This window comes from Cupriavidus sp. 05L310 (genome assembly GCF_056398185.1).
The window spans coordinates 49,528-72,726 of the sequence record NZ_JBFTOX010000014.1; the positions used below are offsets into that span (position 1 = coordinate 49,528).

Below are 23,199 nucleotides of genomic sequence, written 5' to 3' on the forward strand. Positions count from 1 at the left end.
CGCTGCGAGCTTATGCCCGGCGTCGCGTGAACCACCCGGCCACCACCCTGTCTCCACCCCCTTTTCGGAAAGGAAAACCGCACCTTGGCTCCCCGCCTGCCCCCGGACACCGGCCGCTCTTGCGCGCCGCCCCTTGCGAGCGCTGCCGCATGAAGCATCCCGCCCCCTCCCAAGCCATGCGGATTGCATCGCGCGCGGCCGCGGCGATCCTGGGCGGCTACCTGCTCGCCTCCGCCAGCATCCTGGCCTGCGCCGCGGTGCTGCCTGGCCTGCGGGCCGAAGCCGTCATGACCACCAGCCTGCTCAGCTACGCCATCTACACCGGCGCGGCGCTCTGGGCCTTCGCGGCCCGCTCGGCCCGCCGCGCCTGGCTGGGGCTGCTGGCGCCATCCACCGTCCTGCTTGCAACCGCCGCGGCCGGGCACTGGACGCGAGGCCTGCCATGAAAGGGACGTTCCGCCAATCGATGGCATGGCTGCACACCTGGTGTGGCCTGTGGCTGGGCTGGCTGCTGTTCGCCGTGTTCCTGACTGGCAGCCTTAGCGTGTTCGACGGCGCCATCACGCGCTGGATGCAGCCGGAGCGGCTGGAAGTCAGCGCCGGAATGCCCGACCCGGCGCAGGCGCTGGCCCACGCCCAGCGCTACCTGGAGCGCCATGCGCCGCAATCCGGCCACTGGGAAATCGAGTTTCCCTCGCCCGAAGACGCCGCCATGCATGTGCACTGGGACGGGCAGGCCGGTGGCGAGATCCGCCTCGACCCCAACACCGGCGCCGTGCTGCCGGCACCGCGAGACACGCTGGGCGGCCATCACTTCGTGCTCTTCCACTATGAACTGCACGGCGGCATGCTGGGCGTATGGATCGTCGCCTTCGCCACCATGGCCATGCTGGTAGCGCTGGTATCGGGCATCGTCACCCATAAGCGCTTCTTCAAGGATTTCTTCACCTTCCGGCCGGGCAAGGGCCAGCGCTCCTGGCTCGATGCGCACAATGCGCTGGGCGTGCTGACGCTGCCCTTCCTGTTCATGATCTCGTACACGGGACTCATCATCTGGTGGCCCGATACCATGCCGGCGGGGATCCGGACGTACTACGAAGGCAGCGAAGCCAAGCTGTTCGGCGTGCTCGGGCGGGCCGGCTGGCTCGAGCCCAAGGTCCTGCCTCCTCCCGGCGCGCCCGCCACGCTGGTGGCATTGCCCACGCTGCTGGCCGATGCACGCGCACGGCTGGCTGCGGCGGACGACGCCGGCGCAAACGCGATCGCCTCGGTGGCGGTGGCGCGGCCCGGCCGCGGCAACGCCACTGTCAGCATTGCCGGCCTCTATCGCTACGATGGCCTCGCCTTTTCGTCGCAGCGCGAGTTCCGCTACGACGGCGTCACCGGCGCCTACTTGTCGGCCCACGCCGAGGACGAGATGCTGGGCACCGGCGGCGCGGCGCCGCTGGTCGCCGGCTCGGTCATGCGCACGCTGCATATGGCGCGCTTCGGCGGCAATGCGGTGAGGTGGCTCTACCTTGCCTGCGGCCTGGCGGGCTCCGCCATGATCGCCACCGGCCTGCTGCTGTTCTCCACCAAGCGCGGCAACCGCAAGGCGCGCGAGTTCGGCGCCGCCAGCGCGCGCGTCTACGGCACCATCGACCGCCTCAACGTGGCAGCCGTCGCCGGCCTGGCGATTGCCTGCGCTGCCTACCTTTGGGGCAACCGCCTGCTCCCGGTGGCGCTGGAGGCGCGCCACGAGTGGGAAATCGCCGTGTTCTTCTCCATCTGGCTGGCAGCCACGGTGCACGCTTTGGCCAGCCAGCCGGCCAAAGCGTGGCCGCGCCAACTGGCGCTGGCCGGCCTGCTTTGCCTGATCCTGCCGCTGCTCAATGCGCTGACCACGGGCTGGCACCTGCTGCGCTATGCCTCGCTCGGGGACTGGCAAAGCGCCGGCCTGGAACTCGGCGCCCTCACCCTTGGCACCCTGCTGCTGTGGGCCGCCGCCAGGGTGCGCCGGGCCGGCCGCCAGGCCATGCCCCGTTCGCCAGGCAGGCGTGCCGGCGCGGCGGCCACGCCGGGAGAAGCATGATGGCCCTGATATCGATGCCCCCGGCGCTGGCCGCCTCGGCAACCCTGGCCTTGTGTTACGCCGGCATGGCCAGCCTCAGCCTGGCCATGGACCGGCACCACGGACAAATCTGGCGGCGCGATCCCGCCCCTCCGGCACGCTGGCTGCTGCGCGGCTGCGGCTGGCTGCTGCTCGCCCTGGCGGCCTGGCCCTGCCTGCGCGGCTGGGGCGCCAGCATCGGCGCCGTGGTCTGGGCCGGCTCGCTCTGCGCCGGCGCCCTGGCTTACGTGCTGATGCTGGCTTATCACCCCCGAACGGCAGCGGCGCTGGCCTTGCCGGCGACGGTCTTTGCCGCCGCCAGGCTGGCGGTGCCGGCGTAGGGCTTGCCAGCGTGCCTCACATGCCAGTTCAACTTCCGCGGCGCGGCCACCCCGGACCGCGCCCTCACCTGGTCAACCGGAAAACCCTTAACGCATGGCGCAGCCTCACCGACTCCTTCCCATCACCGGCATCGCCGTCCTGGCCCTCGCCGCGCTAGGCGCCGTGGCCTGGTGGAGCACGGACGCCGCACCGCGCTACGACACCGTCACCATCGCGCGCGGCGACATCGAAACCAGCGTCACCGCGCTCGGCACCCTGCATCCACGCAGCTATGTCGACGTGGGGGCGCAGGTCTCCGGGCAGATCACCCGCTTGCTCGTGCAGGTGGGCGACACCGTGGAACAAGGCCAGTTGCTGGCCGAGATCGATGCCAGCGTGCCGCGTGCCACGGTGGATGCCGGCCGCGCCGAACTGGCCGGCCTCAAGGCACAACTTGCCGAACAGGAAGCGCTGCACATGCTGGCGCAACAGCAGGATGCGCGCCAGCGCCACCTGGCTGGCCAGGAGGCCACCCGCGACGAAGACGTGCAAACCGCCGCGGCCGCGCTCAAGACCGCCGCTGCGCGCATGGCCCGCCTGCGGGCGCAGATCGAGCAAACGCAGTCCACCCTGAACGGCGACGTCGCCAAGCTGGGCTACACGCGCATCTACGCGCCCATGGCCGGCACGGTGGTCACGCTGGAAGCACGCCAGGGGCAAACCCTGAACGCCACCTACCAGACGCCCGCGCTGCTGCGCATTGCCGACCTCGCCACCATGACGGTGTGGACCGAGGTGTCGGAGGCAGACGTGCGCCGCGTGCGCCCGGGCATGCAGGTCAGCTTCACCACGCTGGGCGGCGAGCAGCGCCGCTGGCGCAGCAAGGTGCGCCAGGTGCTGCCGGCGCCGCCGACCCCGGGCAGCCAGGCCCAGCAGACGCAGGGCAACCAGCAGGCCACGCCGGCGAGCAAGGTCGTGCTGTACACCGTGCTGTTCGACGTCGGGAACAGCGATGGCGAACTGATGCCGCAGATGACCGCCCAGGTCTCCTTTGTCTCCGCCGAAGCGCGCGGCGTGGTGGTCGCCCCGCTGGCCGCGCTGCAGGCCGTGGACGGCAGGCCCGACCGCTTCCGCGCCCGTGTGCTGGACACTGCCGGCAAGGCGCAGGCGCGTGAGATCCGCGTTGGCGTGCAAGACCGCTTGCGCGCGCACATCGTCGATGGGCTGCGCGAAGGCGACCGGCTGATCACCGGCGAGCGCAAGCCTGCAGACGACATGCCGAGGTTCCGCCTGTGAACCTGCCCTTGAACCCACCGGCACTGCTGGAGCTGCGCGGCATCCGCAAGCGCTATGGCGGCGGCAGCGACGGCGCCAGCCCTGCCACCGAAGTGCTGCGCGGTATCTCGCTGCGCATCGAGGCGGGCGAGTTCGTCGCCATCGTCGGCAGTTCCGGCTCGGGCAAATCGACGCTGATGCACCTGCTGGGTTGCCTGGACCGTCCCAGCGAAGGCAGCTACCTGATCTGTGGACAGGACGTGGCGGGATTCGACGCCGACCAGTTGGCATGGCTGCGGCGCGAAGCCTTCGGCTTCGTGTTCCAGGGCTACCACCTGATCGCCACCGAAACGGCGCGCGAGAACGTGGAAGTGCCGGCCATCTATGCCGGCCAGCCCACCGCCGCCCGGCAGGCCCGCGCGGAGGCGCTGCTCACGCAGCTCGGCCTTGCCGGACGCGCCGGCCATCGCCCCGGCCAGCTCTCCGGCGGCCAGCAGCAGCGCGTGTCGATCGCGCGGGCGCTGATGAACGGCGGACGCATCATCCTGGCAGACGAACCCACCGGCGCGCTCGATTCGCGCAGCGGCGCCGAGGTCATGGCGCTGTTGTCGGGGCTGGCGGCTGCCGGGCACACGGTGATCCTGATCACGCACGATCGCGGCATCGCGGCGCAGGCCCGCCGCGTGATCGAGATCCGCGACGGGCTGGTGATATCGGACTCCGCCAGCGCTCGCCATGCGGCGCCCGAGGCCGCCGATGCCAACCCGCCCGCCCAAGGCGCCAACGACGCCGCCCAACTGCTTGCCCGCATGCGCGCGGGCAAGGACCGCCATGCCTCGCTCGCGGCCGACGTGGCCGAGGCCGCGCGCGCCGCGTGGCGCGTGATGTGGAGCAACCGTTTCCGCACCGGGCTGACCCTGCTCGGCATCGTTATCGGCGTCGCCTCGGTGATCGTCATGATGGCGATCGGCAGCGGCTCGCAGTACCAGGTGATGAAGAAGATGGCGGTGTTCGGCGCCAACAAGATGTATGTGGGCGTGCTGCCCCCAACCACCCGCGACCGGAGCGGGCCGCTCACGCTGGCCGATGTGGAGGCCATCCGCGGCGTGCCGAATGTGGAACTCGCCATGCCGTATATCGAAGGCTTCGTGATGGCGCGGCGCGGCAATGTCGACCACCGCACCGAAGGCGGCGGCGCCACCACGGATTTTGCCGCGGCGCTGGACTGGGGGCTGGCCGAGGGCGTGTACTTCGACGCCCGCGACGAACGCGATCTCGGCAAGGTTGCGGTAATTGGCAAGCGCGTGCGCGATGCCTTGTTCGAGGACGGCAGTGACCCCATCGGCCAGACCATCCTGCTGGACAGCGTGCCGTTCCAGGTCATCGGCGTGCTCGCCGAGAAGGGTGCCCTGGCCGGCAACGCCGACGAGGACGAGCGCGTGGTGGTGCCTTTCTCCACGGCCAGCGCGCGGCTCTACGGCAATCCCTATCCCACCTGGGTCGCGGTTTCAATCCGCGACATGCAGCAAGCCAGACAGACCGAGCAGGCCATCCTGGCCGCCCTCGCCGCCCGGCGCGGCAACCAGGATGCACGCGTGTACAACCGCGCGGAGTCGATCCGCGTAAGCGCGGAGACCGAACGCACCATGACACTGATGCTCGGCCTGATTGCCGCCATCTCGCTGCTGGTCGGCGGCATCGGCGTGATGAACGTCATGCTGATGACGGTGCGCGAGCGCACCCGCGAGATCGGCATCCGCATGGCCACCGGCGCGCGCCAGCGCGACATCCTGCGCCAGTTCCTGACCGAAGCCGTGCTGGTATCGCTGCTCGGCGGCGTGACGGGCGTGGTGCTCGGCATCGCCGTGGGCCTTGCCCTGCAACTGGCCAGGGTGCCGGTGATCTTCTCGCTCACGGCCATCGCCGGCGCCTTTGGCTGCGCCGTGGCCACCGGCCTGCTGTTCGGCTACATGCCAGCCCGCCAGGCGGCTCGCCTCGACCCCGTACAAGCACTGGCAAGCGAATGACAACCATGAGCGCCCTGACTTCCCTCGCCCTGCGCGCGGCCTTGCTGGCGACCGCGCTGGCCACCGGCGGCTGCGCCACGAAGGCCACACCCGAGGCCCCGCTGCCCGCCACGCCCGCGCAATGGCGCTACGCGCCCCCGGACCGGGCCGGCGCCGATCCGGTCAGCATCGACTGGTGGCAATCGCTAGGCAATGCCGAACTGGATGCGCTGGTGCGGCGGGCCCGCGCCGACAATCCCGGCATCGCCGCCGCATACGCCCGGGTGCAGCAGGCACGCGCCAGTGTCACCATTGCCCGCGCACCGCTGCTGCCAGAGCTCACCGGCTCCGCCGACGCCCGGCGCTATGGCGGCTCGGGCATCAGCAGCAGCGACAGCTCGGCCAATTTCCGCCTCGGGCTCGCGGCCAGCTATGAAGTGGACCTGTGGGGCGGCAACCGCGCCGCCGCAGGCAGCGCCGCCGCCTCCTTGCGCGCGGCCGGTTTCGCGCAGGATGCCGTCACGCTGTCGGTGACCGGCGAAGTCGCGCTGGCCTGGCTGCAAACCGTCAGCCTGCGCGAGCGCATCGCCATTGCCACCCGCATGCTGGACAATGCCCGCGGCGTACTGGCCGTGGTCGATGCGCGCCAGCGCGCCGGCAGCGCGACCGCGCTGGAACTGGCGCAGCAGCGCGGCCTGGTGGCCGGCCGGGAGCGCACCTTGCGCCTGCTGGCGCAACGCGCCAACGACAGCCAGGTCGCGCTGGCGATCTTGCTGGGGCAGTCCGCCAGCAGCTTCGAAATCAGCACCGCCAGCCTTGCCGGCCTGCGCGATCCCGCCATCGACAGCGGCCTGCCCGCCGAACTGCTTACGCGCCGCCCCGACCTGGCCGCGGCAGAGGCCAGGCTGGCGGCCGCCGACGGCAATATCGCCGTGGCCCGCGCGCTGATGCTGCCGCGCCTCGCCCTGACCGCGAGCGCCACCGGGCAAAGCGACCGCCTGCACACCCTGTTCGAGAACCCGGTCTACGCCATCGCCGCCGGCGTGCTGGCGCCGATATTCAACGCCGGACGGCTGGCCGCCGGGCATGACATGGCCATCGCGCAGAAGCAGGAATTGCTGGCGGACTACCGCCGCGCCATCGTCGCGGCCTCGGGCGATGTGGAAGTGGCGCTCAACACCATCGCCGGCGTCGGCGCCCAGCGTATCGCACAGGATGAGGAGCTGGCGCAGGCCCGGCGCGCCTTCGCGCTGGCGCAACGCCGCTATCGCGCCGGCGCGGAAACGCTGCTGATCGTGCTGGACGCCCAACGCACCTTTTACGCCGCCGAGGACGATGCCGCCCAGTTGCGCCTGGCTGCCCTGCAAGGCTCGGTGCTCCTGTACAAGGCCCTTGGCGGTGGATGGAGGCCGGATACGCAATGGTAGGGAGATGTGCCCGCCCCCTCACGGCAGAAGCACGCCTTGTTTTTGAGTAGCGACCTCGCATACAATGCGAATCATTCTCAATAGCGTTTGGCGCATGGCGCCCGCATTATCCAGGCGCCATGGCCACGGCAGATACGCTTCCCCAGTCGGAACTCCACACGCTCTACCGCAACCACCACAGCTGGCTGGTCAACCTGCTATGGCGCAAGCTGGGCAATGCGGACAACGCCGCCGACCTGGCCCAGGATACGTTCACCCGCCTGCTGGTGGCCTGCGACGCCAGCTCGCTGCGCGAGCCGCGTGCCTACCTGACCACTGTGGCGAGCCGGCTGACGGCGCAATATTTCCGCCGCCTCGCGCTTGAGCGCGCCTATCTCGAAGCGCTGGCCCTCCAGCCGGAAGCCACCGCCCCTTCGCCCGAAACCCGCGCGCTGGTGGTAGAGGCGCTGACCGCCGTGAGCACGGTACTCGACCAGCTCCCCCCACGCGTGTGCGAAGCCTTCCTGCTGTCGCAACTGGATGGCCTGGCCTACCGCGAGATCGCGCAGCGGCTCGACGTCACCGTCAACGTCGTGCAGAAATGGATGAGCAAGGCCTTCCTGCATTGCTACACCGCGGTCTACGGATGACGCCGGCATCCCCGCCCCGATTGCCCATGGCCTCGCGGCAACCATGAAACCCTTCACACCCCAGCTTGCGCCGCAGGCAAGCGATGCCCGTGCAAGCGCACGCATCGAACCGCACGTCATCGCACAGGCGGCGGACTGGATGTCGCGGCTGCAGTCGGGCGCGGCCACCGCTGCCGACCACGCCGCGTGCGAGCAATGGCGGCAAGCCGATCCTGCGCACGAACTGGCCTGGCGGCGCATGGCCCTGCTCGGGCAGGATCTGCGCGCCGGCCTGGACCAGATGCCGGCGGCCGTCGCCCGCAAGGCCCTGCACACGGCCAGCACCGCGGGCACCGCCCGCCGGGCCTCGCGGCGCGCCGCGCTGAAGTCGATTGCCGGCCTGGGTGTCGCGGCGGGCGGGGTCTGCCTGGCGCGCGAGCAACTGTCCTGGCGCAACTGGAACACCTGGACGGCGGACCACCGTACCGGCAGCGGCGAGCGCCGCACCATCGAACTGGCCGACGGCACCCGCGTCGTGCTCAACACAGGCAGCGCCATCGACGTCCGCTTTACGCCGATGCAGCGCGAACTTGTCTTCCTGGCAGGCGAGATCCAGGTGACCACCGGCCATGACCCGGCCGGAAGACCGTTCTCGGTGGCGACCCGCAACGGCAGCATCACACCCATTGGGACGCGCTTTATCGTCCGCGATGGCGTGCTGGCGCCGGACGGCAGCGGCGACAAGCGCGATCCGATCGCTGTCTCCGTGCTCGAAGGCGCGGTGCGGATCCGGGCCCGCCAGCTAAGCGCGCCGCTTCGCCTCGATGCGGGACAGGAGACTGTCTTCACCGCCACCGCCATCGACACGCCGGCCTCCGTTCACCCGCAGGCCGGCGCCTGGCTGGACGGCATGCTGGTGACGGAACAAATGCCGCTGGCCCGGTTCATCGCGGAGCTGGCGCGCTACCGCGCCGGCTCCCTGCGTTGCGATCCGTCGCTGGCCGCATTGCGCGTGTCTGGCGCCTTCCCGCTCGACGATACCGATGCGGTGCTTGCCATCCTCGAAGAAACGCTGCCTGTGCGGGTGCGTTACTTCACGCGCTACTGGGTCTCGGTGGCACCGAAATAAGGCCACGGCACGTTCCAGCGCTTCGCTCCCATGCCTTGATCCGGCAGCGGCCGGCAAGTATCCCGCCTCCTCCCTGGAAATCTTCGTCCGCGCGCGGCAGCTTTTCGCTTCTCGCGCATCAAGTGAATTAGCGGCGCTGCAGAGCCATGCAGCCCACCGCCCTTCCATCACACAAGAATCCAGAGGAACCAGCATCATGGCGCACCGCCCCAGCCCTTGCACGAACCCGCAAGGCACCACGCTACTGTCGCAGCCCCGCGGCCGCTATCGGCACACCCCGCTGGCGCTTGCGCTGCGCGCGGCTGTGCTAGGCACCACATTGGGCGTGGCCACGCTGGCGCCGACCCTCGCCCGCGCCCAGGCGGCACCGGCCAGCGGCAAGCAGTACGACATTGGCGCCGGCTCGCTGGACCAGGTGCTCGGCCGCTTTGGCCGCGAGGCGGGCGTGCTGGTCGCCATCGATCCGGAGCTCACCAAAGGCCTGCACAGCGAAGGCCTGCACGGCACCTATACCGTGACCGAAGCGCTGGCCGCGCTGCTGTCCGGCCAGCAGCTCGAAGCGGTCAGTGGGCCCAGCGGAGGCTATCGCCTGCGCAAGCGCAGCGCGCCGTCCGCGGCGGGCGCCGAAGCCGGCGGCCCCATGCTGGCGGAGGTGAAGGTCACGGCAAACGGGCCGGGCGACGGCGTCACGGAGGGCACCGGCTTGTACACCAGCGATGAGAGCAACACCGCCACCCGGCTGGCCATCACCCTGCGTGAAACACCGCAATCGGTCAGTGTCATAACCCGCCAGCAGATGGACGACCAGGGCCTGACGCAGCTCACCGACGTGATCACCCAGACGCCCGGCCTGATCCTCAACCAGAGCGGCAACCTGGGCTCCGACACCAGTTCGGTCTACTCGCGCGGCTTTCAGGTGGAGAACTACCAGCTCGACGGCGTGCTGCAGCTGAACAGCGGCTATAACTCGCTGTTCCAGACTAACGACATGGCCATCTACGACCGTGTGGAAGTGGTACGCGGTGCCACCGGGCTGATGAACGGCATCGGCTCGCCGGCGGCCACCATCAACCTGGTGCGCAAGCGCCCGGCGCGGGATTTCCAGGCCTCCGTCAGTGTCGAGGGCGGCTCGTGGGACTATCGGCGTTTTGGGGCGGATGTGTCCTCCCCGCTGAACCAGGCCGGCACCGTACGCGGCCGCCTGGTCGCCGCGTACCAGGAAAACAACGGCAACATCGAACGCCTGCATGAGCGCCGTGAAATCTTCTACGGCGTGGTCGAGGCCGACCTGACCCCATCCACGCTGGCCACCGTTGGGTTCTCGTGGCAGAGCTTCGACCTGACGGGCCACGCGCGCTCCGGCCTGCCGCTGTACTTTGCGGACGGCACGCGCACGGCATGGGCCCGCTCGAAGTCGGCGGCCGCCGACTGGGCCTATTCGGCCCGGCGCAACCAGACCGTGTTCGCCTCGCTGGAGCACAAGTTCGACAATAGCTGGCGCGTCAAGGGCACGCTTAGCCACGACACCTACGCCTACGACGAATTGATGGGCTATGCCTCCAACGGATATCCCGTGCAGAGCACCGGTGCCGGCCTGGGTCTATGGGCGGGACGATGGGGCGCCAAACCGGAGCAAACCAGCTTCGATCTTTACGCGACGGGGCCGTTCAGCCTGCTCGGCCGCGAGCATGAGCTTGTGCTCGGCACCACCTTCGCACGGACCACCTACAACACACAGACGTATGGGCTCTGGCGCTTCCCTGGCTGGGACAGCAGTATCGCCAACATCTACACGTGGGACGGCCGCACCCCCGCAGCCCCCGAGACCCCGCCCAACGGCACCACCAGGTTCACCGAGCAGATCACCAGCGCCTACGCCACCGCCCGCTTGCGCCCGACCGACAGCTTGTCCGTGCTGCTCGGTGCGCGCGTCACGAGCTGGCGCAACGACAACAGCACGCTCGACTACGCTTCCGGTACGACGTCGGTGGACAACCGCTCGGAGACCGGCAAGATCACCCCATACGTCGGCCTGGTCTACGACCTGAGCAAGCACTGGTCGGCCTACGCCAGCTACACCAATATCTTCAAGCCGCAAAACAACCGGACAGTCAACGGCAGCTTCCTCGACCCCCTGGTTGGCAACGGTTATGAAATCGGCGGCAAAGGCGCGTTCTTCAACAACCGCCTGAACCTCAGCGGCGCGCTCTACTGGGTCAAGCAGGACAACCTGGCGGTGGCCATCCCCGGCGCCCTCGCGCCCGACGGCTCGCAGGCCTACTACGGCGCATCCGGCGCCAAGACCCGCGGCTACGAGCTGGAAGTCTCGGGCGAACTGACGCGTGACTGGCAGGCAACCGCCAGCTTCGCACGCAACCTCAGCACGGACAAAGACGGCAAGGCGCTCAACACCAATATCCCGCAGGACACCCTCAAGCTGTTCACCACATACCGCATTGCCGCCATTGGCAACGGCCTGACGGTAGGTGGCGGCTTGCGCTGGCAGAACCAGACCTACAGCGACAACCAGGGGCCGCTCGGGGTGCGCTTCACGCAGGGGAGCTACTCGGTGGTGGACCTGATGGCACGTTATGCCATCACCAGGAATGTCTCCGCGACGTTCAACCTCTACAACCTGCTCGACAAGCGCTACTACACCAGCACCAGTTCGTCGTTCTACGGCACGCCGCGCAGCTTCCGCCTGGGGCTGAACGTGAGCTACTGATGCGCGCCGGGCCGGGAGGAAGAAAGTCGCTTGCCGATAGACTATGATGATCGCTTATCTTCCGGCCAACCCGGCCCGTGCCCTCCCCCCAGGCGCGCGGCCTGACCACACATGACCGCCAACGACAACAAAGCGCCGCCCATGAACGTGAAGACGGCGCTGCGCGTGCTTGAGATCATCGAGACCTTTGCCCGCGAGCGGCGCGCGCTCTCGCTATCGGAACTGGCCCGCCTGCTGGCGGTGCCGGCCTCAAGCTGCCTGGCGCTGATCCGCACCCTGACTTCGCTGGGCTATCTCTACGAGACCGGCCGCCGCCAGGGCTATTACCCCACCGGCCGGCTGCTCGCCATGGCGCAGCAGATCGCGCGCCACGATCCGGTACTGGACCGCGTGCACGGCACCATGAACGAGCTGCGTGCCGCCACCGGCGAAACCGTGGTGATCGGCAAGCTGCATGAAGGCCGGTGGGTGGTGTACCTCGACGTGCTCGAATCCCCGCACGCGATCCGCTATATCGCCACCGCGGGCGAGCGGCGCGAACTCCACGCGAACTCCATCGGCAAGGCGTTGCTGTCCGTCATGGCGGAGGACGAGCGCCGCGCACTGATGGCGCAACTCAGCTTCGAGCGGTTTACGCCCCGCACGATATCGGGCGTGGCGCAGCTGGAAGCCGAATTGGAGAAGTCCGCCGAGCTGGGCTGCTTTATCAACCTGGGCGAGTCGATGCCCGATGTTGGCGCGCTGGCCTGGCCGGTGCGGCTATCGGGCGAATGCTATGGGATTTCCATTGCGGGCCCGGTCTATCGCATCGAACCCGCGCTGACGCGCTTCTCTGCCATGCTCAGGACGGCCTGCTCGGCGCTGGAACGCGACGAGCGCAGCCGGTTCGCCCAATAGCTGAAAAGCCCGATAGACCGATAGGCCGATAGACCGATAGACCGATAGACCGGCAGGAATCCGCTATCAGGCCAGGCCGGGCGCTTCCGGCTCGCCGCACTCGCGCAGCAGGTCGCGCAGCTCGTTGATGACCGGGAACACCTCGTGGTTCCAGTCCGCGCCCTGCTTGTCGTGCGCTTCCTGTTCCGCCTCCACGATCCAGCGGTCTTCCTTGAAGATCCGCTCGGTGAACCACACCAGCAGCGGCCACGCCAGGTTGAGCACGCCGGGAATGCCGGGCTTCTTGATCGACAGCAATCCGAAGGTGCGGTTGGTGCGCTGCGCCGCGTCGAGCGGCACATAGACGATCCACAAATCCATCACCAGCGTCCCTTCCGAGGTGCGGATCTGCAATGTCTGGTAGGGATAGCAAGTACGGACCGTCATCACATCCTTGCCGCTCTGCCCGCCGTTCTTGCCGCCGCCGAACACCAGGGCTTCGCCCACCGGCTGCTTGCCCTCTTCCCGCGAGAAGGTGTAGTCGACCTCGACCCACCCCTCACCCCGCCGGCGCCCGAGCGAGCGCGCGCGCATCTGGCCCATCTGCCGGCGGTGCAGGAACTGATGGTTCATATCCATCAGGTTCTCGTGCATGAACGAGTAGTGGCATTTGACCTCGCGGCCGAAGCGGCGCGTCTTGTACGCCTTGTTGGCCACCGAGCCAAGGTCGGGCAGCGGCGTTTCGTCGGCGAGCACAGCACTGCCCGGGAAGACAAAGATCAGGCCCTCCACCTCGCGGCAAGGATAGGAGCGCACCCCGTTGGGCAGCCGCTCGCGGCCCAGGTAAGGGACATCGATGCAGCGGCCCGTGCAGTCGTAGGTCCAGCCGTGATAGCAGCAGCGAATCGATTCCCCATCGACCACGCCCGCATGCAGCGGCACCTGCCGGTGCGCGCAGCGATCCTCCAGCGCGAACACCGCGCCGGATTCCGTGCGCACCAGCACGATCGGCTCGCCCGCGAAGCGCACGCCATGCGCCTTGCCACGCTTGACTTCGCGCGACCAGGCTAGCGGATACCAATAGTCGGGATGAATGGTGACGCGACGCAGGTCGCGGATCGGTACTTCGGCGGGACTACCGTTGGCACTGCCATCTAGCAACGGGACTGCATGCATGGGGGACTTCTCCTTGCAAGACTGGAATCTCGATTGGCCGACTGCATGGGCTGGAACTCATTCAGAGATCAGTCTACCTGAAGGCAAGCCGAAGCATGTGCGGCCGGACACAGCCGACGGCAAGCGAACGCCGCCGGATGGGCAGCGTTCGACAGAAACGCCATGCTTGAAGGAGGCGCCGTCAGGGCGCGGTGATGCGGGACGCCGCACCGTCCCGGGCGCACAGGCGGCGGCAGGCCAGCAGCGGCAGGCGAAGCAGGAAGCCGGCGAGCAGGCGCGCATGCATTCCGCTCAGCAAGAGGTTGTCGCGCACGTAGTTGAAGTGCGAGACGCCGCCTTCCTCGGCGCTGAAATAGCGCACCGGCGCGTCCACGTTCAGCGGCCGCACGCCATGCCAGCACATGCGCACCACCGCCTCGGGATCGAAATCGAAACGCCGCATCCAGCGCTGCTTGCGCATGACAGCACGCAGCGGCGCGATCGGGTAGACGCGAAAGCCGTAGAGCGAATCGCCGATGCCGGCCCAGAGCGTTTCCAGGTTGGCCCAGGCGTTGGAGATACGCCGCCCGTAGACCCGGGCCTTCGGCGCGCTGGCATCGAAGACCGGGCGGCCGAGCACCATGACGCCCGGATCGCGTTGCGATGCCGCCATGAAGGGGGCGATCAGGCCGGCCGGGTGCTGGCCGTCGGAATCCATGGTCAGCACGTGGGTGAACCCTTGCGCCGCGGCCTGCTCCAGCCCCTGCAGCACCGCAGCCCCCTTGCCCTGGTTGCGGGGCAGCACGAGCACCCGCAAGCCCGGGTCGGCTGCCGCCTCTTGCTGCAGCCATTGCGTGCTGCCGTCGGTGCTGCCATCCACCACCACCCACACCGGCGACCAATGGCGCCGCGCCTCGCGCACCGTGTCGCGAACCTTGGCCCCAGGGTTGTAGCTGGGAATCAGGACGAGATGGGTGTTGGAAGGCTTGATCATGCGAAGGTGGATCTGGAAACAGTGAAAAAACAAAAACGGCAAGAACAGGAGGCAGGAGGCATGCCGGCAACCCGCCGGCTAGCCCGGCCGCACAAACCTGGCCGCCTAAACGTTGTGCACCGCGGCGCCCGGACGAAGCGGCTCTCTTTCCGGGCGCGACAGTTCCGCCGCATAGTATTGCGCCAGCTCGGCCATGAAAGCGCGCTCGCTCTCGGGCGCGTCGAAGCGCCGGCCCAGCCGGACGCGATAGCAGACCGGCATATCGGGCTTGCGAAAAATCGGCCAGCCCTTCCCGAGGAACGGCGAATCGGTCTCGATAAACAGCGTCTGCACCGGCACGTCCGCACGCTTGGCAATCAGCCCGACGCCGCCCTTGAAGGCATTGACCGGACGGCGGGTGGTGCGCGTGCCTTCAGGGAATACCAGCACCTGGCCGCCACGCCGCAGCTCCTGCACGGCACATCGGATCATGCCGGCCAGCGTGTCGTTACGGATATAGCGCGCCAGCCTGGCAGCGGCACCGAGGAAGGGATTGTCCACCACATCGGCTTTCATGATGCAGGCCGCCCCGGGCAGCCGCGACAACACCAGCAAGGCATCCAGCAAGCCAGGATGATTCGCCGCCAGCACGAGGGGCGGCCCGCCACGCAGGCTATCCAGTTCGCGCAGGTCGAAGCGGCAGGCGCCCATGCCCTCCAGGGCCCACAGATAGAAGCGGAATATGCACATGATCACGAAACGGCCGAAGCGCCGCCCCAGCCCGGCCGGCAGCAGCCAGTAGCAGGCCGCGGCGAAGGGTGCCCACAGCAGGGACACCAGCGCCAGCAACAGCAGGCCTGCATAGAACACGGCATATTCAGCTGCCACCGCAGCCAGGCCAGGCAAGGTTTCGCGTAGTTGACGCCGCATCAGGCCACCTCCACGGACGCGCGCATTCCCCGCTTTCCGCGCGGATGGCGGATTCCGCGAATATCGGGATCGAGGCCGCCCCGGCGGCCTGCGGGATGCAGTGTCATGTCGCGCTCACGCCAGCACTTCCAGCCCATGGCCGGCCGATGCCTCGATTTCCACCAGGAGATCGCCGCGGCAGATGTCGGCCTGCACATAGGCGGCCGCCACGCCGTGCCCGACCGCGCCCTCCAGTGCCGCGCGCACGCTGGCGAGGGTGCCGCGTTCCTGCGGATGGCGCACGTAAACCCGGTAGGCGAGCTGCGGCAGACCGATCCCCGCATGTCCATCGCGCGCGGCCTGCTCCAGGACGGCGGCAATATTGGCGATGCTCTCGCGCGTCTGCGCGGCCACATCGCCGGCATGCACCGTGCGATGCCCGACAATGCTGGCGGTGCCGGACACGAACAGCACGGGGGCGGCGCATTCGTCGTGCGCCCCGGCCCGCCACACGCCAGCGCGTGCAAAGGTAGGGCTGCGCGGGCCGTATTGAGCAGGATAGTGATAGGCGCTGACCTGGCGCGGATTCTCCACCGCAACCGGCGCGCGCGGGCTGGCCAGGAAGCCGATCGAGAGCGTGCGCTGCGCCACGGGCTGGCCCACCGCGCCAAGCGCGCAGGCCGCCGGCACATTGCCCACGATTTCCCGGCGGCACGCCGTGAAGGCAGCCTGCCGCCCGATATTGAACTGGCGATACCGCTCCATGCCAGACTCCTCCGCATTGATGTCGGCCACGTAATTCCACACCCGCACGAGATAGGGATAGCCCTTCGCATCCAGCAAGCCGAAGATGTCGCGATAGGCGCGCTCTGTCGCCGACTGCAGCATGCTTCCCTGCGCGTTGGCAAAATCCGCCTCGCGCAGCGTGACGCTGCCGAAGATCAGGCCCAGCGCGGCATCCGTGCGGAAATCCACCACGCCGTGCCGGCCGGTGGCAGGCTCGCCAATGGTGTCCCAGGCAGCATTGCTGCCGTGCCAGACCTCGCATACGACGGGGTCCTCGCCCAGTGGCGGCGTGGCCACGCGCGCCAGCGGCAAGTCCGTCCCGGCAAGCATCGCCGGCGGCGTACCGCCGCCATACCACACGGCCCCCAGCGCGCCATCCAGCCAGCCCGGCCGTACCGCCGCCAGTCCGCGGGCCGTGTACTGCGCCAGCCGCAGCGGTGTCGCGTTCATGGTGTCGCGCTTCATCGGCTGGTCACCGTGCCGGCGTCGTCGAGCGGGCGGATATTGCGGCGGCGTTGACGCCATGCGCCCAATGAGCGCCGCAGGTTGAACAGCGCCACGCCGTAGTAGAGCACCTTGAAGGCCAGCAGCGAGCGCCAGATCGGCGTCTTGCCGTAGATGTCGCCGGCCAGCACGGAGAGCAGTGCCTCCTTCATGCGCAACACATTGCGCGGCCCCATGAACAGGTCGCGCATGGTCGGCGTGGTAATGCGGTAGATGAACCAGGAGAACTGCCTGGGGCCGTGGCGCACTACCTTGTCGAAGCGTTGCAGCGCAACCTGCGCCCTGGCCGGCTCGCGCAGGCAGGTTTCGATGGCATCGGCGGCGGCAAAGGCGCTGGTCATGGCCAGCATCACGCCCGACGAGAACACCGGGTCGATAAAGGCATAGGCGTCGCCAAGCAGCACGTAGTTCGGGCCAAAGGTCTGCTCGGTCACATAGGAATAATTGCCGGTGGCCTCCACGTCCGCCACCAGTTCCGCCCCCGCCAGCCGCTCCGCCAGGGCCGGGCACAGCGCGATGGTGTCGGCGAAGAAATCCCTGAGCGGCTTGTCGCGGCGTTTCAGGTAATAAGGCCAAGTCACGGCGCCCACGCTGGTGGTCCCGTCTGAAAGCGGGATGAACCAGAACCAGCCGTGTTCGAACCAGAAAATGGTGATGTTGCCCTCGTTCTTGCCAGGATGGCGCCGCGCGCCGCGAAAGTGCCCGTACAGCGCGGAGCTGTTGTGCTTGGGATTGCGCAGCTTGGTCTTGAAGCGGTTGGCAAGAAACGTATCGCGGCCGGACGCGTCGACTACGAAGCGTGCCTGCCAGTCCTCCCGGCTGCCGTCGTCCCGTACCGCGTGCACCACGGCGCCCGATTCCTGCGCAAGGAACTCCACTTCCCGCACCCGGCATTGTTCGATCACCCGCGCGCCCTTGCGCGCCGCATTGCGGAACAGCAGTTCGTCAAAGGCAGAGCGGCGCACGTGGTAGGCGTATGGCATCGACTTGTCCCAGGCATCGGCGAAATCGAATGCCTGGCCGCCTTCGTGCCACGGGGAGACAAACTCGGCAGCCCACTTCTCGATGGAAATGGCCCGCACTTCATCGGCCACGCCCAGGCGCTCGAACAGCGGCAGGTTGGCGGGCAGCAAGGATTCGCCGATATGGAAACGCGGATGGCGCTCCTTTTCCAGCAGAGTGACCTGGAATCCGCGCTCGGCCAGCAAGGCTGCGGCGGTGGACCCGGCAGGGCCCCCGCCGATCACCAGCACATCGCATTGGCGCAGGCCGGACGCCGGCAACGCGGCCGGCGTTGCGCCGGCGGTGCTGCAAGGAGCATTGTTATCCATCATGTTTCCTGGAATCCCGCGGCCGCACTAGGCCATGCCGCCATTGATGGAGAGCGTCTGGCCAGTGACGTAGGCCGCCGCGTCCGACACGAGGTACGCGATCATGCCGGCGACCTCCTGCGGGCTGCCGGCGCGCTGTGCCGGCACCAGTTGCCGGATGCGCTCAACCGGAAACGCCTCGCCGGTCATGGGCGACTCGATGACGCCGGGCGCCACGGCATTGACGGTGACACCGCGCGAGGCCATCTCGATGGCCAGGGACCGCGTGGCGGCGATAATCCCGGCCTTGGCGGCAGCGTAGTTGGCCTGGCCACGATTGCCCACCAGCGCCGCCACCGAAGTCATGCTGACGATGCGGCCCCAGCGGGTGCGCATCATCGGCATCAGCAGGGGCTGGGTGACATTGAAGAATCCGTTCAGCGAGACGTCGATGACACTGCGCCACTGCTGGCGCGTCATGCCGACCATCGGTGCGTCGTCATGGATGCCGGCATTGTTGACGAGTATCTGCACCGGCCCGTGCGCCAGGATGCGCTGCAACGCAGCGTCGGTGGCATCGGCATCGGTGACATCGAAGGCGATGGCATGCGCGTGGCCGCCGGCCGCGCGAATCGTCGCGGCTACCGCCTCGGCCTGGGCAAGGTGGCGGTTGGCATGGACCCACACCTCATGGCCCGCCTGCGCCATCGCCAGGCAGATAGCCTGTCCAAGCGCGCCGCTGCCGCCGGTGACAAGCGCCAGCTTGCGCTTCTCTTGCTGCTCCATTCACGCTCCCACAAGCGGCTGCTTCGTTACGTTGACAGGGCCCCGCAGCGCATCACAGTCACCTTCCCGATGCCTGCCATTGATGCCCCTCTTCGGTATCCCTTGCCTGTCCTACGGCTTCTGACATCCGGACAAGCCCGGGCGGCCAGCCGGAGGCATCAACGCGTCCGGTTCGCTGCCGCATAGGCGGCGAGACTGCCGAGCGAGGCGAAAATCTCGTGGTTGTCGGGATTGTCGGAGCGCAACTCGAACCCGTACTTCTTAGAGATCAGCAGGGCAATCTCCAGGATGTCGATGGAATCCAGGCCAAAGCCCTCGCCATACAGAGGCGTTTCGGCAGAGACATCTTCCGGCTTGATGTCGGAGATATCGAGTTCGCCGATGATCAACTCGGCGAGTTCATGTTCCAGTTCGGTCATCGTCGCAACGTTGCAAATATCGAAGGGTTCCGCATGCACGCTACGGTAGTCGTCTCCTGCACATGATGGGCAGCCCGGGGCATGCGTGAATTCAGACGGCTATCGTATACTCCGGCATCGTCTTTGGGGCAGATGCTACCAAGCTGGGGTAAATCCCACTAGAAATGAGAAGTTTAGTAACAACATTGTTCGCCGCTTCCTGAAACATCGCTCCACTTCGGCAGTCTTCACGCTATATGCTCTCGTCTTGCTTCCCGGCGCCTGGGTCGGTACCGGGCCGTCCTGCCGGACGCATCCGGCAAGACAAGCCAAGCGCCACAGCCGTCCCCCTATAGCACCAAATGTCATCTTGTGATCCATCCACGACCTGCCGCCCCGATTGCCTGCCCGCCAGGCCTGCGGACGACTGTCACACCAGCAGCGCCACCGCCTCGCCCAAGCAAATGCCGGCCACGGCACATGCCGCTGGCCAGCACCCGCTGCGCCGTCACGGCTGGGTGATCGTTGCTGCATTTTTTGCGTTGTATGAGTACGCCTTGCACCATGTGGCCCAGCAGCCTGGCGCTCAGGAAGCCGGCCTGCTGCTGGGTGCAGCGCCTTTTATCCTGCTGGGGCTGGGCGTCAGCTGGCGCTCCCGCTGGCGGTTCCCCTTGCTTGTGCTGCTGGCGCTGGCCTGCGCCGGCCTGTGGCTGATGCGCGTACCGCTCTCGCAGCATTTCGGGTGGACCTACTACATGCAGCACATGGGTGCGAACACCGCGCTCGGATTGATGTTCGGCCGCAGCTTGCGGCGCGGGCAAACGCCGCTGTGCACCCAGTTCGCCGCCATCGTGCGGGGAGTGCTTTCCCCCGCGCTGCAACGCTACACACGCGCCGTCACGCTGGCGTGGACGCTGTTCTTCGCCATCATGGCGACGGTATCCACAGTCCTGTTCGCGCTCGCGCCCATCGCCACCTGGTCCACCTTCGCCAACCTGTGCAGCCCGGTACTGGTGGCACTGATGTTCGTGGTGGAAGCGGGTTGCCGCCGTTTTGCGCTGCCGGGAGTGGCCCATGCCGGCGTTCGCGAAGCGATCCAGGGATACCGCGCGGCCATGGCCGCGCGCGCGGGGTTGTCGCGTTGATGCCGGCCGCCCCCACCCATCGGCAGCCCGGCAACGGACGCACCTATCCGCTGGTTTCACATACCTCGCCGGATAGCATCATTGCCTGGCATCTCGGCCAGCCAGTGACGGTGCGCCGCTTCCTGGCCGACGTCATGCGGCTGGCCGCCGGGTTGCCGCCGGGCGGCCATATCTTCAATGTCTGCGCCGACCGCTATCGCTTCACCGTAGGCCTGTGCGCCGCGCTGGTGGCCGGCAAGATCAGCCTGCTGCCGTCCACCCATACGCCGGAAATGGTGCGCCAGCTCGCATCGTTCGCGCCCGACGCCTTCTGCCTGCACGACACGCCGGATTGCGATATCGCGCTGCCGCGCTTCCGCGTCCCCGGATTCGTCGGGCAAGCCGCCGCGGCCCCCCTGCCTGAGCCGAGCATACCGTCCATCCCCGGCGAGCGCGTCATGGCCTATGTGTTCACCTCCGGTTCGACGGGGCAACCGCTGCCGCACCGCAAGACCTGGGGCTTCCTGGTCAGCAACGTACGCGCCGCGGCGGCACGGCTGGGCTTGCAGGACGGCCGCGCCTATACGCTGGTGGGCACCGTGCCGCCCCAGCACATGTATGGTTTCGAGTCGACGGTACTGCTGGCCTTGCAAGGCGGTATCGCCCTGAGCGCAGCGCATACCTTCTACCCCGCGGACATCTGCGATGCGCTCGAAGCCGTGCCGCGGCCGCGCGTGCTGGTGACCTCGCCGGTGCACCTGCGCGCGCTGCTGCTCTCTCCCGCCAGGCTGCCCCCGGCAGACCTCATCCTGTCTGCCACCGCGCCCCTGTCGGAGAAGCTGGCATGCGAGGCGGAGGCACGCCTGGCGGCGCCGCTGATGGAAATCTACGGCAGCACCGAAACGGGCCAACTGGCTACGCGCCGCACCGCGCAGACCAGCGCCTGGGAACTGTTCCCTGGGGTGAGGCTGGAAGCGCGGCGGCAAGCCGGCGGCGGAAGCGACGGAAGCGGCGCAGAGGACCAGGTCTGGGCAGCGGGCGGCCATGTGGAACAACCCGTCGCCATGGGCGACGCGCTGGAACTGCTGGACGAAACCCGCTTCCTGTTGCACGGCCGCAAGGCGGACCTGATCAATATCGCCGGCAAGCGCACCTCCCTGGCTTACCTCAACCACCAGCTCAACGCCATCGAGGGCGTGGAGGACGGTGTCTTCTTCATGCCGGATGCGCCGCCGGGCGAGCAGGCCGAAGGCCATGTGCGGCGCCTGCTTGCGCTAGTGGTGGCGCCGCGCCTGCAGGCCGCGCAGATACTGCACGCGCTGCGCGAGCGCATCGATCCGGCCTTCCTGCCACGCCCGCTGCTATTCGTCGACACGCTGCCGCGCAACGCCACGGGCAAGCTTCCGCACGAGATCCTGGCGCCACTGGTGGCAAGGCTGCAGGCGGCCCGGCAGTCCCAACCGCCCGGAGAGGGCGCATGATGCGCAAGGCCCACCTCGAACAAGGCGAAGCGCGCGCCACCGCTGGCTTCGTCATTGCGCCCGATCATCCCGCGCTGGCCGGCCACTTCCCCGGCCATCCGGTGGTGCCGGGGGTGGTGCTGCTGGATCACGCGATCGCGCTGATCGGCGCGGCGCTGGCGCAACCGCTGGAGATCTTCCAGCTCGGCTCCGTCAAGTTCCTGAGCCCGGTGTTGCCCGGCGAACCGGTGACGGTCACGCACGAAGCTGATGCACGCGGCACGATCCGCTTCACGCTCAGCGCCAGCGGCCGGGACGTGGCAAGCGGCACGCTGACCCCGGCGGCGCCGTCGTCAGGGGAAATCCGCGCATGACGTGGCCTGCCAAGCGAGCCGCCAGCGCCGACTGGGCCAGCCGTCAGGAACGCAGCAACACCACGCTGCTGCGCGTCATGAGCTGGCTCTCCTTGCGCCTCGGGCGCCGGTTCGGCCGCGCCGTGCTGCGCCTGGTCACCGCTTACTTCGTGCTGTTTTCCCCGACCGCACGCTATGCCTCGCGCGCCTACCTGGACCGCGTGCTGGGACGCGACGCGGGCTGGAGCGACGGTTTCAGACACGTCTTCACCTTCGCCTCGACCATCCACGACCGCATCTACCTGCTCAACGAACGCTTCGACCTGTTCGATATCCGCGTGCATGGCGGCGAGCTGGTGGACGAGGCGATGGCGCGAGGCGGCGGCGCCTTCCTGCTGGGTGCCCACCTGGGCAGTTTCGAAGTGATCCGCGCCGTGGGCCGCCAGCGGCCCGGCCTGCGGGTCGCGATCACCATGTACGAGGAGAACGCGCGCAAACTGAACAGCGTGCTTGAAGCCATCAACCCGGCCATGCGCCAGGATGTGATCTCGCTCGGCCGCATCGATGCCATGCTGAAGGCACGCGAATACCTGGAGCGCGGCTTCATGATCGGCATGCTGGCCGATCGCACGCTCTCGCAACGCGCCACCGATCCCGTGCAGCAGTGCGATTTCCTGGGCGCGCCGGCGGGCTTTCCCACTGGCCCGCTGCGCATGGCGGCCATGCTGCGCCGTCCTGTGATCTTCATGACCGGGCTATATCGCGGCGGCAACCGCTACGACATTCACTTCGAGGCGCTGGCGGATTTCTCCCAAGTGGCACGCGGCCAGCGTGAGCAGGAAGTCCAGGCTGCACTGACACGCTATGTCGGCATGCTGGAACGCCACTGCCACGACGCGCCATACAACTGGTTCAACTTCTACGACTTCTGGCAGTCCGGCCCGCCGCTTTCCAGCCAGCCGCCTCCCGGCAACGAGCCCTGACG

General features: G+C 68.1%; 19 protein-coding genes and 1 pseudogene. 13 read left to right on the forward strand and 7 right to left on the reverse strand.

Annotated elements, in window-relative coordinates; translation table 11 throughout:
• The first annotated feature begins 149 nt into the window (after positions 1-149).
• The 10 genes from AC1DS6_RS12500 to AC1DS6_RS12545 all read left to right on the forward strand — a co-directional run bounded on the left by AC1DS6_RS12500 (position 150) and on the right by AC1DS6_RS12545 (position 12,477).
• Complete coding sequence (locus AC1DS6_RS12500) at positions 150-446, forward strand: DUF3649 domain-containing protein (protein WP_477102549.1); 297 nt, start codon at positions 150-152, stop codon at positions 444-446.
• A complete protein-coding gene (locus AC1DS6_RS12505) occupies positions 443-2,071 on the forward strand; it encodes a PepSY-associated TM helix domain-containing protein (RefSeq protein WP_441628547.1) in 1,629 nt (542 codons plus the stop codon). The genes AC1DS6_RS12500 and AC1DS6_RS12505 overlap by 4 nt, the downstream gene beginning before the upstream one ends.
• A complete protein-coding gene (locus tag AC1DS6_RS12510; protein WP_477102550.1) occupies positions 2,068-2,430 on the forward strand; it encodes a DUF3325 domain-containing protein in 363 nt (120 codons plus the stop codon). The genes AC1DS6_RS12505 and AC1DS6_RS12510 overlap by 4 nt, the downstream gene beginning before the upstream one ends.
• A gap of 94 nt (positions 2,431-2,524) precedes the next feature.
• Positions 2,525-3,706: an efflux RND transporter periplasmic adaptor subunit gene (locus tag AC1DS6_RS12515; RefSeq protein WP_441628551.1), complete on the forward strand. Its 1,182-nt coding sequence runs from the start codon at positions 2,525-2,527 to the stop codon at positions 3,704-3,706.
• The gene (locus AC1DS6_RS12520; protein ID WP_477102551.1) at positions 3,703-5,712 is read left to right on the forward strand and encodes a MacB family efflux pump subunit; all 2,010 of its coding nucleotides are present in this window, start codon (positions 3,703-3,705) and stop codon (positions 5,710-5,712) included. The genes AC1DS6_RS12515 and AC1DS6_RS12520 overlap by 4 nt, the downstream gene beginning before the upstream one ends.
• A 5-nt stretch (positions 5,713-5,717) precedes the next feature.
• Positions 5,718-7,118 carry an efflux transporter outer membrane subunit gene (locus AC1DS6_RS12525; RefSeq protein ID WP_477102552.1) on the forward strand — a complete coding sequence of 467 codons (1,401 nt, stop codon included), beginning with the start codon at positions 5,718-5,720 and terminating at the stop codon, positions 7,116-7,118.
• Positions 7,119-7,237: 119 nt separating this feature from the next.
• Positions 7,238-7,747: a sigma-70 family RNA polymerase sigma factor gene (locus AC1DS6_RS12530; protein ID WP_441628557.1), complete on the forward strand. Its 510-nt coding sequence runs from the start codon at positions 7,238-7,240 to the stop codon at positions 7,745-7,747.
• Between the two features lie 43 nt (positions 7,748-7,790).
• A complete protein-coding gene (locus tag AC1DS6_RS12535; RefSeq protein WP_477102553.1) occupies positions 7,791-8,855 on the forward strand; it encodes a FecR domain-containing protein in 1,065 nt (354 codons plus the stop codon).
• Positions 8,856-9,051: 196 nt separating this feature from the next.
• On the forward strand, positions 9,052-11,580 hold the full coding sequence (locus AC1DS6_RS12540; protein WP_477102554.1) for a TonB-dependent siderophore receptor: 2,529 nt from the start codon (positions 9,052-9,054) through the stop codon (positions 11,578-11,580).
• 141 nt (positions 11,581-11,721) lie between these two features.
• Positions 11,722-12,477, forward strand: coding sequence for an IclR family transcriptional regulator (locus AC1DS6_RS12545; protein WP_035862925.1), 756 nt, complete (start codon positions 11,722-11,724; stop codon positions 12,475-12,477).
• 66 nt (positions 12,478-12,543) lie between these two features.
• On the opposite strand, the gene AC1DS6_RS12550 is transcribed toward AC1DS6_RS12545, so the two are convergent.
• The 7 genes from AC1DS6_RS12550 to AC1DS6_RS12580 all read right to left on the reverse strand — a co-directional run bounded on the left by AC1DS6_RS12550 (position 12,544) and on the right by AC1DS6_RS12580 (position 19,298).
• The gene (locus AC1DS6_RS12550; protein WP_477102555.1) at positions 12,544-13,632 is read right to left on the reverse strand and encodes a Rieske 2Fe-2S domain-containing protein; all 1,089 of its coding nucleotides are present in this window, start codon (positions 13,630-13,632) and stop codon (positions 12,544-12,546) included.
• Between the two features lie 181 nt (positions 13,633-13,813).
• Positions 13,814-14,605 carry a glycosyltransferase family 2 protein gene (locus tag AC1DS6_RS12555; protein ID WP_441630576.1) on the reverse strand — a complete coding sequence of 264 codons (792 nt, stop codon included), beginning with the start codon at positions 14,603-14,605 and terminating at the stop codon, positions 13,814-13,816.
• 105 nt (positions 14,606-14,710) lie between these two features.
• Positions 14,711-15,514, reverse strand: coding sequence for a lysophospholipid acyltransferase family protein (locus AC1DS6_RS12560; RefSeq protein ID WP_441630578.1), 804 nt, complete (start codon positions 15,512-15,514; stop codon positions 14,711-14,713).
• A 114-nt stretch (positions 15,515-15,628) separates the two neighbouring features.
• Entirely contained in the window at positions 15,629-16,744 is a 1,116-nt protein-coding gene (locus tag AC1DS6_RS12565; protein WP_441630580.1) for a chorismate transformation FkbO/Hyg5 family protein, read from the reverse strand.
• Positions 16,741-18,117, reverse strand: coding sequence for an NAD(P)/FAD-dependent oxidoreductase (locus AC1DS6_RS12570; protein ID WP_441630582.1), 1,377 nt, complete (start codon positions 18,115-18,117; stop codon positions 16,741-16,743). The genes AC1DS6_RS12565 and AC1DS6_RS12570 overlap by 4 nt, the downstream gene beginning before the upstream one ends.
• A 24-nt stretch (positions 18,118-18,141) precedes the next feature.
• A complete protein-coding gene (fabG, locus tag AC1DS6_RS12575; RefSeq protein WP_477102556.1) occupies positions 18,142-18,879 on the reverse strand; it encodes a 3-oxoacyl-ACP reductase FabG in 738 nt (245 codons plus the stop codon).
• Positions 18,880-19,037: 158 nt separating this feature from the next.
• Entirely contained in the window at positions 19,038-19,298 is a 261-nt protein-coding gene (locus AC1DS6_RS12580) for a phosphopantetheine-binding protein (protein WP_441630586.1), read from the reverse strand.
• Between the two features lie 443 nt (positions 19,299-19,741).
• On the opposite strand from AC1DS6_RS12580, the gene AC1DS6_RS12585 reads away from it, so the two are divergent.
• The 3 genes and pseudogenes from AC1DS6_RS12585 (at position 19,742) to AC1DS6_RS12595 (ending at position 23,197) form a co-directional block, all read left to right on the forward strand.
• Positions 19,742-20,422, forward strand: a complete 681-nt coding sequence (locus tag AC1DS6_RS12585; protein ID WP_441630588.1) for a COG4648 family protein — start codon at positions 19,742-19,744, stop codon at positions 20,420-20,422.
• Positions 20,422-22,235 (forward strand): annotated as a pseudogene (locus tag AC1DS6_RS12590) (ApeI family dehydratase). The gene AC1DS6_RS12585 and the pseudogene AC1DS6_RS12590 overlap by 1 nt, the downstream one beginning before the upstream one ends.
• Positions 22,232-23,197 carry an LpxL/LpxP family acyltransferase gene (locus AC1DS6_RS12595; protein ID WP_441630590.1) on the forward strand — a complete coding sequence of 322 codons (966 nt, stop codon included), beginning with the start codon at positions 22,232-22,234 and terminating at the stop codon, positions 23,195-23,197. The pseudogene AC1DS6_RS12590 and the gene AC1DS6_RS12595 overlap by 4 nt, the downstream one beginning before the upstream one ends.
• Positions 23,198-23,199 lie beyond the last annotated feature (2 nt).